We start from the raw sequence: 12,947 nt of genomic DNA, 5'->3' as shown, positions 1-12,947 counted from the left end.
GACGTTCGCGTGGCGAGGGTACGCGTTCGCGGTGCAACCGGAGCAGAGCGATTCCGGCGCATGGCGCGCGCAGTCAGCGTATTCAAGGCTTCGGATGAGTTGACGAAGTTTCGTCCCGAGACCGCTCAGCCAGAATGACTAACCGAGGCCCAAGCCGTGTGTGACGGCCTCCAACGGGCCGCCGCGTCATCCGTCAAAAGATCGAAGCGTCGGCGAATGCCCTTTGACTGTTGACTACACATGTCGCAACACAGACATTGGCGAGGCACACATGGTCAAGATCTATGGACGCATGCGGTCGTCGGAAGGCTATGCGATCCGCGATTTCCTGCATCGTTGCGACATTCCCTTCGAGTGGGTCGAACTCAACAGCGATGAAGAGGCGGCGAAGCTGGCACACGTGCAGCATCTCGGCGACTCGCGCCTGCCGGTGTGCGAGTTTCACGACGGCACGCGACTGGAATGTCCCACCATCCGGCAGATCACCGAAAAGCTCGGCTGGTTCCGCAGCCCGTCACGCTCGGAATATGATCTCGCGATCTATGGCGCCGGGCCGGCCGGTCTGAGCGCTGCGGTCTACGGTGCGTCCGAGGGATTGCGTACGGTGCTGGTGGAGCGCTGGGCTGTCGGTGGGCAGGCCGGCACCACTTCGAAGATCGAGAACTACCTGGGGTTTCCGCACGGGGTCAGCGGTACCGAGCTCGCAGAGCGGGCTCGCGATCAGGCAGTCCGTTTCGGCGCGGAAATCCTGCTGGCCCGTGCCGGCGTGCGTGCGGAATTCTCGACGGGCAACGGTATCGTCGAGCTGGAAGACGGTACGCGGATCACGGCACGCACGTCGGTGTGCGCGACGGGCGTCGCGTACCGGCGGCTCGAATTGCCGGAGGAAGCGCGCTTCAGCGGCGCGGGTGTGTACTACGGCGCGGGTGCGAGCGAGGCGTCGCTGATTCGCGGCGAAGACGTGTACATCGTGGGCGGCGGCAATTCGGCGGGGCAGGCCGCGATGCATTTTTCCCAGTACTGCAATCACGTCACGATGGTGGTGCGCGACACGTCGCTGAAAAGCACACTGTCGCAGTACCTGATCGACCGTATTTCATCCGCGTCGAACATCGAGGTGCTGACCTGCACGACCGTTACCGCATTGCACGGCGACGACGTGCTACGCGAAATCACGCTGACCCATCGCAGCGGCGGCGAAGCGCGACGCGTGAAGACGAATTGGCTCTTCGTTTGCATTGGCGGCCTGCCGCAGACCGATTGGGCCAAAGAAGTGGGCGTGGCTCGCGATGAAGCCGGCTATCTCGTGACAGGCCCTGACCTCCACGACACGGACCGGAAGCTGCAGTGGCCGCTGGATCGCGAGCCGCTGTATCTGGAAACCAGCATGCCCGGCGTGTTCGCCGCCGGCGATGTCCGCCATGGCTCGATCAAACGCGTGGCAGCCGCCGTCGGCGAAGGAGCCACGGCGGTAGCGCTCGTGCACCGCTATCTGAGCGGCGCATGATGTGCCTCGCATGAGTGAGGCGCTATCCGCTCGCTTTGTCCCAATCTCATCACCAGGAGCTGACCATGACTCCCACCTGCACGCATCTGGACGGCATCCGCGTGTTACAAACCACGAAGCGCTATTGCGAGGACTGCGTGAAACTCGGCCACGCCTGGGTGCATCTGCGGCTGTGCATGTCGTGCGGTCATGTTGCTTGTTGCGACTCGTCGCCCGATCGCCATGCTAGCGCGCATTATCATGCGACCGGCCACCCACTGGTGCGTTCCATTGAACCGGGCGAATCGTGGATCTGGTGCTATCGCGACGAGATGATCGCAGGAGAGGTGACACTGTAAGCGGGTACAGCTGGCGGCGTTGACTCCGCCGGCCGCACCCGTCGTTTCCGCGCCTCAGGCCGAGGCTTCGGCGGTTTTCCTGGTTTCTTCAGCGGTCGTCGATTCCTCCGCCGCCAGCTTCTTCACACGTACGGCCTTTTCACCGGCATCCCAGCCGATTTCGACGGCATCGCCGCTGCGCACATCGCCTCTCAACAGCGAGTCGGCGAGTTCCGATTCGACTTCCAGACGGATCTTGCGCTTCAGCATCCGTGCGCCGAACTCGGGATCGTATCCGACCGTAGCCAGATGATCACGCAGTGCATCGTCGAACGACAGTTCGATATTCTGCGCGGCCGCCGTGCGCTGCACGCGCTGGAGCTGCAGATCGACGATCCGGCGGATCTGCTCCTTGCCCAGCGCATGGAACACCACCACTTCATCGACACGGTTGAGGAACTCCGGCTTGAAGTGATGCCGCAGGATTTCCATCAGCCGGTCGCGCAGCGCGGGATAGTCGAGCTGTTTCGAATCGGCCTTCATGTTGTCCTGAATCATCTGCGAACCGATGTTGCTGGTGGCGATGATCACGGTGTTGGTGAAATCCACGAGCCGTCCCTTGCCGTCCGTCAGACGTCCTTCGTCGAATAATTGCAGCAGGATGTTGTGCACTTCGGAATGCGCCTTTTCGATCTCGTCGAGCAGCACGACACTGTATGGGTGGCGCCGCACGCGCTCGGTCAGCTGGCCGCCTTCTTCGTAACCGACATAGCCCGGAGGCGCGCCGACGAGACGGGCCACCGTGTGGCGTTCCGAGTATTCGCTCATATCGATGCGCACGAGCGCGTTTTCATCGCCGAACACCGCGGCTGCGAGCGCCTTCGCGAGTTCGGTCTTGCCAACGCCCGTCGGTCCGAGAAAGAGGAAGCTGGCGATCGGCTTGCCCGCTTCGGTCAACCCCGCGCGCGAAAGTCGCACGGCCTTCGATACGGCTGTTACGGCTTCGTCCTGGCCGACAACGCGTTCCTTCAAACGGTCTTCCAGACGCAGCAGCTTTTCGCGATCCTCGGCCGTTAGCTCGGAGACCGGCACGCCGGTCAGCGAGGACACGATCTGCGCGATATCTTCCGCCGTGACTTCCTGCGAACTGGTGCCGCGTTCTTTCTTCCAGGCTTCGGTCGACTCGTTCAGACGAGCTTGCTCGGCCGTGATTTTCTCCTGCAGTTGCTTCGCCTTGTCGAACTGTTTGGCCGCGCTCGCCGAGTCCTGCTCCTGTCGCAGACGGCGGATAGAGCCCTCGATACCGTGCAGCGCTTGCGGTCGCGAGTTCGACGAAATCCGCACGCGTGCCGCGGCCTGGTCGAGCAGGTCGATGGCCTTGTCTGGCAGGAAGCGGGCGGCGATATAGCGATCCGACAGCTTCGCCGCGGCCGTGATCGCCTCTTCGGTAATTTTCACCTTGTGATGCGCCTCGAGCCGGTCGCGCAGGCCGCGCAGGATATCGATCGTGTCCTCGACACTCGGCTCGGGCACCATCACTGGCTGGAAACGCCGTTCGAGCGCCGAATCTTTTTCGATGTACTTCTGATATTCATTGAGCGTGGTTGCGCCGATCAGATGCAGCTCGCCGCGCGCGAGCGCCGGCTTGAACACGTTGCCGATATCGAGCCCGCCTTCGCCGCCGCCCAGGCCCGCGCCGACGATGGTATGAAGCTCGTCGATGAAAATGATGAGCCGGTCCTGATTCGCAACGATTTCGTCAAGCACCTGCTTGACGCGCTCTTCGAATTCGCCCCGATACTTCGCGCCTGCCACCACGCTGTTGATGTTCAACTCGAGCACGCGCTTGCCGCGCAGCACTTCAGGGATCTCGTCCTGCGCGATGCGTTGCGCCAGACCTTCGACGATCGCCGTCTTGCCGACGCCTGGCTCGCCGATCAGCACTGGGTTGTTCTTGCGGCGCCGTGCGAGGACTTCGATGGTCGTTTCGATTTCCTTGTCGCGGCCGATCACCGGATCGAGCTTGCCGCGCTTTGCCAGTTGGCTCAGATCGCGTGCGTATTTATCGAGCGTCGGAGTGGAGGAGCGGCCTTCGACGCTACCGTCTTCCGCGCCCTGGCCCACCACCTTCACCGCTTTCTGACGCAGCGATTGTGACGTCAGCCCGAGTTTGCGCAGCAGTTCGCCGGCGAAGCCGTCTTCTTCCTCGACGAGACCGATCAGGATGTGCTCCGGGCCGACATAGCTATGGTCGAGCTCGCGCGACGCCACGAGTGCATTTTCAAGCGCGCTCTTTGCGCGCGGCGAAACGCCGATTCGGGCCTCCTCGCCATCGGATTTGGCCGAACCGCGCGGCGCGTCCCGTTCGATTGTCCTTTTGATATCGTCGGCATCGAGCTTGAACTCTCGCAGGATTTCGTTGACCACGTTGTTATCGGCGAGCGCGAGCAGCAGATGTTCCGTGTCGACCTCGTTCTTGCCGAACTCGACGGCTTTCTGCGCGGCCGCCTGCAACCGGTCGAGTCCGCTTTCGCTCAGAAAGCTTTGCAGGTCGACGGCCTCGCGTGCACGCCTGCGTCGGCGAGGGCGGGCACCGCTGCTGTCGGGACCGCCCGCTGCTTCAGACGGACCGGATGACCCGGCCGAAGCCGACCCGCGGCCAGGCGCGGAACGTCCGGCCCGCTCCCAGTCCGTGCCGCCGTTTTCGAATGGCGACCATCCTTCCTCGAACAGGCGCTCGAACAACCCGCCGTGGAAAAGCGACTCGAGTGGCGACAGGCTGCGCTGATGGCGTGCCATGAACTCCATGTGATGTTCGTCGCACAGCATCAACTGGCGGCGCTGGCCGTTCTCGGTGATCGTGATCTGTGTAGTCGCCGGTTTGCCGCAAACACTGCATTTGGCCATGATGTTCCTCTTGAGGTTCTGCCCACGCGCTGTGCGTTGAAATGTGGGCGACTGGGGTTGTCCACATCCTGGATATCTCTGCCTCGCCGGCCGCCTGCTTTACGATCCCTCGCGGCGAGACCTCGCGGGATTCGCGGCTTACCTAATCTCGATTTGCTTTGCGGTCTGCCTTGTTTCTACCGCTTGGGCACGCGCATGACGCGTATCGGCACGATCGAGGTCGACGGCAATGGAATCGCTCGCTGAAATCGCCCGAACGCGCGTGGTGGCCCAAAACGTCAGTGACTCGTGCCGCTGCGTTCGCGGCCGATGTCAGCCCTTGGCGTATTCGAACTCCGGCAGCTTTTTCAGCGCCTCCTTGCTTGCGCCGGTCAGGATTGCCTTCGGCGCTATCTGCTTGAACTGTTGAATGGGGATGGCGACGCGGTGCGCCGCCATCCCGAGAAAGCCGCCCACGTCGATAATCGCGGCCGAGAGCGAGCCATTGGGAGCGACAATCAGGTCGTCGACGCGGCCGATCTTTTCGTTCTTTTCGTTGTAGACATCAGTGTGGATCATCTTGGATGCGCGCCAGCCTGTTGCGACCAATTGCGCTTCGGTGACGGTCACGCCGAGCGTAGCCTTGCCGGCGATGGGCGCATCCTGCGCGATCGCGCCGCTGGCCACGAAGCCACCGGCGGTTAGCGCAAGCACGATGATCGAAAGCCTTGCGGCCGATGCGAAGATAGTCGTCATGGCGTTCTCCAGATAAGCAACGGTATGTTGCGCCGGGCGCAGGACGCGCTCAAGAACGCAGCGGCGCTTTCAACTTGTCGCGAAGCTTGGCGCTGCGCCACTTCCATGCGCCGCGGACGAGGACAGCACCGACAGCACGCCGATGAAGGTCAGCAGCTACTCCGTGCGGCCGCGCATTTTGCCGACCCCCGGCGATCAGATTCAGCACGCCGGTGATGATGGCAGCGTGAGACCACGAAACAGAGCGCGAGGAGGCCGGCCAGGATGCCGGCGGCACCACGGCGCGCGAGCACCACATGCCAGTCCGAATACTTCGTCGATGATTGAGTTTTTCGGTCGAATCGCCAGCAGCCGACCCATACTGCGCGCGCAACTTTATGCGGCACGTATGGTCCAGCGTATGTCCGCGAGGCGCGCGCTTCTTCCGAGTTCCTGCCCAGAGGTGTCGGATTTCTGCGATTGTTGGTCGCTCAGGGATCGAACCGCGCGCATCATCGGAACGTCGGGCGGGAATGCGCAAGGCGGAACGCGCGGGGCGTGCAGCCTGCATATCGATGGAACACTTCGGTGAAATGCTGCTGGGTCTGGAAGCCCGCGCGTGCTGCGACATCAATGAGCGGGAGGCTGCCTTCCGAGAGCATCGACTGCGCTAGTCTCAACCTTTCGGTCGTCAGGTAAAAGTGGGGAGGATGCCCTGTCGCGTTCTTGAAAGCCCGCGCGAAATGCGACGAGCTCATGTGCACGAGCGCAGCGAGGTGCTCGATCTGGATGTGCTCCGCGATGTGCTCGTGTATGAAGCGTTCCACGACGCTCAGCTTTGCGTGGGTGAGCGTTGTGCCCGTGTCGCGCGGATCGGCGGGGCGGCCATATCGACACGCGAGATGCAGTGCAATCACGTCGCCGAACGCGGCGAGACATATGGGGTCCGGGCTTCTGCCGGAGTACAACGCAGAAAGGGTGTAGGCCGCTTCGCGTAGGAAAGGGTCCCACGCCTTGAACCAGTATGGGATATCGCACCCCATGATGCCGAGCGACGTTCGAGCGGTTTCCATTAATTTAGCCGAACTGAGCGCGACGACGAGTCCGCGCGGATCGTCCTCATTGTCGAGCACGGTGCGGGCCCACGCCGGCACGATCGCGATGAATGGCGCACTGACGCTTATGTACTCACATGAACGTGCGCTGCCGCCGGCGACGCTCGCGTGTGCGGTGGTCTGGTCCGCCGGGATGACACACAAGATCCATTGCGCCGACTCAGTGGCGCAGTCCGTGCAGGACGTACCGATCGAGTGGCAGTGAAACCATTGCAAGTGCGAAGAACCTGTATTTTGCCCCATGATGCGTATCGCCTAGGATGCGGGAATCGGAGTCACGTGCCTCAGATTGTAGTGTTCGATTTTCGTCGATGCTCAATTTACTTTTTTATATGCATGGGGACGCGCGGCATTATGGTCGGCAGGGATCGCTGCAGTCAGGTGCACGCGGGGGACGGAGGGCAGGAGAAATCGGACCGTTCCATGACGGGACCGTTTACGGATGTGTCACTGGTCGCCGGTGCTGCGGGATGGCGCGCGCCGAGACCTGCAGCTTTGCGCGAGATCGAGCAAAACCTGCAAGTTTTCGATGACCTCGGCGGGAACGTAGGTGAATCAGGTGCGCTCTTCGCGCTCTCGCTCGGCGCGCTCGGCGATCGCGGCATCGACGGGATCGTCGCGCTGCCGCATCAGCCAGTAGACGCTGCCAAGTGCAACCAGCGCGGCCGCGAGGGCGGCGATGCGAGCCGGGTCCGAGGCTGGATCGAGAATAATGAACTTGCGTGCTATCGCGAGCATCGCCACGAGGATCACAGTCTTGACCTGCACGATGTGATCGCGTCTCAACATGACGCGTGTAATCGAGTGCTTGAATTCCATCGCGATCAACAGTGTCATTATCATCCCGAAGACCGCCTGGAAGATCGCATGGTCCAGAGGATCGAGCGCCCCCGACAGTAACAGCGCGATGACCGCCCGAACCAACTGCCACAGCGATACGACGATGATCACCGAGATCACGACGCTCAGCATATGGGCGATCACCTGTTCGAAGCGCTCATAGAAGGTCAGCACGCGCCATTGCAGCCGAAACTCGTCGAGAGTCGCGCGAATTGGTCGGATGGGTTTGCTCATGGAGCGGTTCGCAGGAAGGCTCGGACACGCAGCGACGCCATATGGGCGTGGACACACCGTCACGGCGGAAACGATCGCCGCTGGCAGGCTCCTGTGATGTTGAGCCATGCGCGCAGCCATTTCTTTCGCCTTCTCGCTGATCCTTGTCCCTTATCTGCTGTGCTTGCGGCACCTTACTCGCACGGCGACCCCGCAATTGCTACTCGAGAACGCCGGATCGTGAATTCCTTCGGCAAGCGGAAGCCCGTAATGGCCGAGAAGGGTCGCATCGCACGCTCCGCGATGTACAAGACTTTCCTCGACAAAGAGAATGGCTGCATCAAGGTCGCGCTGATGCCTCAGGCGCGGCCCATGTTTCGCGGAACCACGGTGACCGATTCGTAACTCCATCGGCGCAGACATGCGCCTCGCGTCTCGCTCGCATCGCTTTCATCTGGAATATGCCTTGCTGCACAAGGGAGGTCCGTGCGAATCGGCCAGCTGATCCGATGGAGAGAACCCTCCGCGGCTGGATGGGTAGCATTGGGACGAAGGCGAAGACGCTGAGAAAGAAGGCCTGGCACTCGGTCGGACGCCTGGTAACGCACAGGTGTTCGGAACCGGTACGACGCCTGGGGCATCAGCGGAGGGTCATGTGGTAACGCTGTCCGGTCCGACTCACGACTTCCGGCAATCGAGCGGGTGGGGTGAGGCGGGCTTGCGTGCAACCGGAGAAACATGATGAAAGCTGTTGTCTATAGAGGGCCGCGCGAAGTCAGCGTGGAAAACGTGCCCGATCCCAAAATCGAGCGGCCGACCGATGTGATCGTGAAGATTAGAAGCACTAATATCTGCGGTTCGGATCTGCATATGTTTGAAGGCAGGACCGACTTTGAAAAGGGCAGGGTTTTCGGGCATGAAAATCTCGGCCAGGTCACGGAAGTGGGGCAGGCAGTTGAGCGTTTAAAAGTCGGGGACTGGGTGTGCATGCCCTTCAATATCAGTTGTGGCCATTGCCGGAATTGCGAAAAGGGATTGACCGCATTCTGCCTGACCGCCAATCCTCAGCCGGGCATGGCAGGCGCTGCCTTCGGCTTCGCCGACATGGGGCCCTATCAGGGCGGACAGGCGGAATACCTGCGCGTTCCTTGGGCCGATTTCAATTGCCTGAAGCTCCCGCCCGATGCCGAGGAAAAGCAGAACGACTATGTGATGGTGGCCGATATCTTCCCGACCGGATGGCATGCCACTGAGCTCGCCGGGATGCGGCCGGGCGATGCAATCGTCATCTACGGCTCGGGTCCAGTCGGGCTGATGGCCGCGCATGCAGCGATGATCAAGGGCGCCTGCAATGTGATGGTGGTGGATCGCCATCCCGACCGGCTCCAGCTGGCGGAATCAATAGGTGCGGTCGCCATCGACGATTCGAAGTGCAATCCGGTCGATCGCGTCATGGAACTCACCCATGGGCGGGGTGCCGATGTCGGCTGCGAGTGCGTCGGCTATCAATGCCATGATCCCGCCGGACAGGAGATACCCAATCTGACCATGAACAATCTCGTCCAGTCGGTGAAGTTCACCGGCGGCATCGGTGTGGTCGGGGTATTCACGCCACAGGATCCCGGCGCATCCGATGACCTGGCCAAGAAGGGGGAGATCGCGTTCGACTGGGGAACGTGCTGGTTCAAGGGCCAGCATATCGCCACCGGGCAGTGCAATGTCAAAGCCTACAACCGCCAGCTGCGCGATCTGATTTATGCCGGTAGGGCGAAACCCTCTTTTATCGTGTCACACGAGATCGAACTGAGCAAGGCGCGGGAGGCTTACGAGCACTTCGACTCGCGCGACCACGGCTGGACGAAAGTAGTTCTGAAGTCAGGCGGATGAGGCGTTTCTGATCAGTGACCTTACGGCGGAGGCCGCCTGCAAGCCGGGTTTGAAGAAGGTCCAACCGGCCCGGTTTGCCAAGTTACATTTTTCGGTGGTCCTGAGTAGGATGGCGGCAATGCGCGCATCCTGGCACGCCGTAATCTGTGGACCGCTGTAATACCCTCGATCAGCGATAGCCTTCAATCTGGTTCTGCCCATGGCATCACGAGCAGCTCGGGCCATCCAGCGAATGGGATGATCTCTGTCGGCCCGGATATGAACCGGGCCGTCGCGAGGCCTTGATCGCGCCGATCAGAAGTCGAAGCCCGGGCCGCCCGCGCCCGGTCCGCCCGGCGCGGCGGGCAGCGGCGCGTCCTTGGGCGCTTCGTGCACGGTGGCATCGGTCGTGAGCAGGAGTCCTGCAACCGATGCCGCGTTTTGAAGCGCGGTGCGCGTGACCTTGGTCGGATCGAGCACGCCGGATTCGACCAGATCGCCATATTGACCCGTCGCCGCGTTATAGCCGAAGTTGCCGCTGCCCCCCGAGACCTTCGCGACGACCACGCTTGCTTCTTCGCCCGCGTTCGACACGATCTGACGCAGCGGCTCTTCGAGCGCACGCAATACGATCTTGACACCCGCGTCCTGATCGGGCGTCGCGCCCTTGAGCGCGGAGATCGCCTGCTTCACGCGGATGAGCGCGACGCCGCCGCCCGGCACGATGCCTTCCTCGACCGCCGCGCGGGTCGCATGCAGCGCATCGTCGACGCGGTCCTTCTTTTCCTTGACTTCGATTTCCGTCGCGCCGCCGACCTTGATCACGGCCACGCCGCCCGCCAGCTTCGCCACGCGCTCCTGCAGCTTTTCGCGGTCGTAGTCGGAGGTGGCTTCCTCGATCTGCGCGCGGATCTGCTTCACGCGTGCTTCGATGTTCGCGCTGTCGCCCGCGCCGTCGATGACGGTCGTGTTCTCCTTGCCGACTTCTATGCGCTTCGCCTGCCCCAGCTCCTGCAGTGTCGCTTTCTCGAGCGAAAGACCGGTTTCTTCGGAAATGACCTGACCGCCGGTGAGAATCGCGATGTCTTCCAGCAGCGCCTTGCGGCGGTCGCCGAAGCCCGGCGCCTTCACCGCGACGGTCTTGAGAATGCCGCGAATGTTGTTGACGACGAGTGTCGCGAGCGCTTCGCCTTCGACGTCTTCCGCGATGATCAGCAGCGGACGGCCGGCCTTCGCGACCTGTTCGAGCACCGGCAGCAGATCGCGAATGTTCGATACCTTCTTGTCGTGCAGCAGGATATACGGCTCGTCGAGCGCGGCGACCTGACGGTCCTGATTGTTGACGAAGTAGGGCGACAGATAACCGCGATCGAACTGCAGTCCTTCGACGACATCGAGTTCATCGTCGAGCGACTTGCCGTCTTCCACCGTGATGACGCCTTCCTTGCCCACGCGATCGATCGCTTCCGCGATGCGCTGCCCGATCGACTCCTCGCCGTTGGCCGAGATGGTCGCGACCTGGGCGATCTCCTTGCTCGTCGTGGTCGGCTTGCTGATCTTCTTCAGCTCCTCGACGGCGGCGATGACGGCCTTGTCGATGCCGCGCTTCAGATCCAGCGGGTTCAGGCCGGCGGCCACGTACTTGTTGCCCTCGCGCACAATCGCCTGGGCGAGCACGGTCGCGGTCGTCGTGCCGTCGCCGGCGAGATCGCTGGTCTTGGATGCCACTTCCTTGACGAGCTGCGCGCCGATGTTTTGCAGCTTGTCCGCGAGCTCGACTTCCTTCGCCACGGAGACGCCGTCCTTGGTGACGATCGGCGCGCCGAAGCTGCGCTCCAGCACGACGTTGCGGCCCTTCGGACCGAGCGTGACCTTCACTGCATTGGCGAGAATGTTGACGCCCTCGATGAGCTTCGAGCGCGCGTTATCCGAGAAAACGATGTCTTTTGCTGCCATGTCGTTCGACTCCTTGTATCTGATTCTTCCCTTCAGCGATTCACGACCGCGACGATGTCTTCTTCACGCAGGACGAGCAATTCATCGCCATCCACCTTGACGGCTTGTCCCGCGTATTTGCCGAACAGCACGCGCTCGCCGACCTTGACGTCGGGCTCGACGCGCTTGCCGTCGGCGTCGCGCCGGCCAGGACCGACGGCGAGGATCTCGCCCTGATCCGGCTTCTCGGCGGCGCTCTCGGGAATCACGATGCCCGACGCGGTGCGCGTTTCCTGATCCAGACGCTTAACGATCACGCGATCGTGCAGGGGGCGCAGACTCATTCGCTCTTTCCTCCAACCTGGTCTCTGAATTGGCACTCCTCGAAGCGGAGTGCGACGGAGTTGCGAGTATAAGAAGCGGCTCCGCGCGGCCCAAATAAGCGTTTCGCAGATCGATAGCGCGAGGGCGCGTATGTGCTATCGAGGTCGCCGAGGCGCGCGTCCGGCATCATCGCGGGGCCGAGCCGACGCAGCCGCGTTCGCGCGACGCAGTCCGCCAAATCTCGCGACCTGCTTTTGACCTGAGAAAAACTTCGTTCCCTTGCGCACTCCGCGCCGATAGAGTGCGTGCCTCGCCATCGCACCGACGCACGACAACGGTGCACCGGCCCAACGAACGAAGGAATCTCATCCATGAAAACCAGGACCTGGGGTGCGGTGCTCGCCGCACTGCTGGTGCTCGCATCCAATGCCGCGCACGCGGATCGTCTGGACGACATCAGGAAGGCCGGCGTGCTGCGCGTCGCGGCGTTCGACAGCAACCCGCCGTTCGGCTTCGTCGATCCGAAGGACAATCAGATCGTCGGGCTCGATGTCGATTACGCGCGCGCCGTGGCGAGGAGCCTGGGTGTGAAGCTCGAAGTGCAGCCGACCAATCCGGCCAATCGCATTGCGTTCCTGAAGTCGGGCAAGGTCGATCTCGTCTTCGCCAACTTCACGATCACCGACGAGCGCAAGAAGGAAGTCGATTTCAGCACGCCGTATTTTGCATCGGGCACGCAGTTCATCGCGAAGAAGGGTGTGCTCAAGTCGCCTGATCAGATCAACAGCCTGCGCATCGGCGCGGACAAGGGCACGACCAACGAACAGCAGGTGCGTGCGAAGTTCCCGAACGCGACCATCGTCGCCTACGATGACACGCCCTTTGCCTTCGCCGCGCTGCGCACGGGCAACGTGCAGGCGATCACGCAGGACGGACCCAAGCTCGTCGCGCTGCTCGCGCGCGTGCCGGACAAGGCGAGCTACGAGATTCCCCCCTTCACGATCTCCAACGACTACGAAGGCGTCGGCGTGCCGAAGGGCGAAACGCGTCTGCTCGATGCCGTGAACGGCACGCTCACCAGACTCGAGGCGGACGGCGAGGCGGGGCGCATCTACGACAGGTGGTTCGGACCGAAGAGCGCCGCGCCGCTGCCCCGCCTGTTCAAGATCGGCGATCCGCAGAAGAGCAGCTGATCCCCGTTGCCGCGGT

General features: G+C 62.3%; 11 protein-coding genes. 5 read left to right on the top strand and 6 right to left on the bottom strand.

Annotation, left to right across the window (positions count from 1 at the left end; genetic code table 11):
* Positions 1–271 precede the first annotated feature (271 nt).
* Together NCR38_RS21685 and NCR38_RS21680 are read left to right on the top strand one after the other, a co-directional pair.
* Entirely contained in the window at positions 272–1,507 is a 1,236-nt protein-coding gene (locus NCR38_RS21685; RefSeq protein ID WP_061119004.1) for an NAD(P)/FAD-dependent oxidoreductase, read from the top strand.
* A gap of 65 nt (positions 1,508–1,572) precedes the next feature.
* Complete coding sequence (locus NCR38_RS21680; protein ID WP_061119005.1) at positions 1,573–1,845, top strand: UBP-type zinc finger domain-containing protein; 273 nt, start codon at positions 1,573–1,575, stop codon at positions 1,843–1,845.
* A 54-nt stretch (positions 1,846–1,899) separates the two neighbouring features.
* On the opposite strand, the gene NCR38_RS21675 is transcribed toward NCR38_RS21680, so the two are convergent.
* From NCR38_RS21675 to NCR38_RS21660, 4 genes are all read right to left on the bottom strand, one after another.
* Positions 1,900–4,731, bottom strand: coding sequence for an ATP-dependent Clp protease ATP-binding subunit (locus tag NCR38_RS21675; RefSeq protein WP_250477578.1), 2,832 nt, complete (start codon positions 4,729–4,731; stop codon positions 1,900–1,902).
* 312 nt (positions 4,732–5,043) lie between these two features.
* Positions 5,044–5,466 (bottom strand): PRC-barrel domain-containing protein, encoded by a 423-nt coding sequence (locus tag NCR38_RS21670; protein ID WP_086961194.1) that lies wholly within the window; start codon positions 5,464–5,466, stop codon positions 5,044–5,046.
* A 491-nt stretch (positions 5,467–5,957) separates the two neighbouring features.
* The gene (locus NCR38_RS21665) at positions 5,958–6,704 is read right to left on the bottom strand and encodes a helix-turn-helix domain-containing protein (protein ID WP_250477577.1); all 747 of its coding nucleotides are present in this window, start codon (positions 6,702–6,704) and stop codon (positions 5,958–5,960) included.
* Between the two features lie 411 nt (positions 6,705–7,115).
* The gene (locus NCR38_RS21660) at positions 7,116–7,634 is read right to left on the bottom strand and encodes a phosphate-starvation-inducible PsiE family protein (RefSeq protein WP_061119008.1); all 519 of its coding nucleotides are present in this window, start codon (positions 7,632–7,634) and stop codon (positions 7,116–7,118) included.
* A 96-nt stretch (positions 7,635–7,730) separates the two neighbouring features.
* Between NCR38_RS21660 and NCR38_RS21655 the strand changes: the two genes are divergently transcribed.
* Both NCR38_RS21655 and NCR38_RS21650 read left to right on the top strand, forming a co-directional pair.
* On the top strand, positions 7,731–8,018 hold the full coding sequence (locus NCR38_RS21655) for a hypothetical protein (RefSeq protein ID WP_250477576.1): 288 nt from the start codon (positions 7,731–7,733) through the stop codon (positions 8,016–8,018).
* Between the two features lie 336 nt (positions 8,019–8,354).
* Positions 8,355–9,500 (top strand): glutathione-independent formaldehyde dehydrogenase, encoded by a 1,146-nt coding sequence (locus tag NCR38_RS21650; protein ID WP_061119088.1) that lies wholly within the window; start codon positions 8,355–8,357, stop codon positions 9,498–9,500.
* 294 nt (positions 9,501–9,794) lie between these two features.
* Here the strand turns inward: NCR38_RS21650 and groL are convergent, their stop codons facing one another.
* Both groL and NCR38_RS21640 read right to left on the bottom strand, forming a co-directional pair.
* Positions 9,795–11,435, bottom strand: a complete 1,641-nt coding sequence (gene groL, locus NCR38_RS21645; RefSeq protein WP_250477575.1) for a chaperonin GroEL — start codon at positions 11,433–11,435, stop codon at positions 9,795–9,797.
* 32 nt (positions 11,436–11,467) lie between these two features.
* Positions 11,468–11,758, bottom strand: coding sequence for a co-chaperone GroES (locus NCR38_RS21640; RefSeq protein WP_061119011.1), 291 nt, complete (start codon positions 11,756–11,758; stop codon positions 11,468–11,470).
* 351 nt (positions 11,759–12,109) lie between these two features.
* Here NCR38_RS21640 and NCR38_RS21635 point away from each other — a divergent pair, with 351 nt between their 5' ends.
* Complete coding sequence (locus tag NCR38_RS21635; protein WP_061119012.1) at positions 12,110–12,931, top strand: ABC transporter substrate-binding protein; 822 nt, start codon at positions 12,110–12,112, stop codon at positions 12,929–12,931.
* Positions 12,932–12,947: the final 16 nt, after the last annotated feature.

This window comes from Caballeronia sp. INML1, assembly GCF_023631085.1.
GTDB lineage: Bacteria > Pseudomonadota > Gammaproteobacteria > Burkholderiales > Burkholderiaceae > Caballeronia > Caballeronia turbans.
Note: the sequence above shows the minus strand (reverse complement) of the source record. Positions and strands in the feature narration are given on the sequence as shown.

What these genes read in the sequence shown, in the direction of transcription:
- NCR38_RS21680 (WP_061119005.1), top strand. Translation starts at nt 1,573, where the DNA reads ATGACTCCCACCTGCACGCATCTGGACGGCATCCGCGTGTTACAAACC.
- NCR38_RS21675 (WP_250477578.1), bottom strand. Translation starts at nt 4,731, where the DNA reads ATGGCCAAATGCAGTGTTTGCGGCAAACCGGCGACTACACAGATCACG.
- groL (WP_250477575.1), bottom strand. Translation starts at nt 11,435, where the DNA reads ATGGCAGCAAAAGACATCGTTTTCTCGGATAACGCGCGCTCGAAGCTC.
- NCR38_RS21635 (WP_061119012.1), top strand. Translation starts at nt 12,110, where the DNA reads ATGAAAACCAGGACCTGGGGTGCGGTGCTCGCCGCACTGCTGGTGCTC.
- NCR38_RS21650 (WP_061119088.1), top strand. Translation starts at nt 8,355, where the DNA reads ATGAAAGCTGTTGTCTATAGAGGGCCGCGCGAAGTCAGCGTGGAAAAC.
- NCR38_RS21670 (WP_086961194.1), bottom strand. Translation starts at nt 5,466, where the DNA reads ATGACGACTATCTTCGCATCGGCCGCAAGGCTTTCGATCATCGTGCTT.
- NCR38_RS21640 (WP_061119011.1), bottom strand. Translation starts at nt 11,758, where the DNA reads ATGAGTCTGCGCCCCCTGCACGATCGCGTGATCGTTAAGCGTCTGGAT.
- NCR38_RS21660 (WP_061119008.1), bottom strand. Translation starts at nt 7,634, where the DNA reads ATGAGCAAACCCATCCGACCAATTCGCGCGACTCTCGACGAGTTTCGG.
- NCR38_RS21655 (WP_250477576.1), top strand. Translation starts at nt 7,731, where the DNA reads ATGTTGAGCCATGCGCGCAGCCATTTCTTTCGCCTTCTCGCTGATCCT.
- NCR38_RS21685 (WP_061119004.1), top strand. Translation starts at nt 272, where the DNA reads ATGGTCAAGATCTATGGACGCATGCGGTCGTCGGAAGGCTATGCGATC.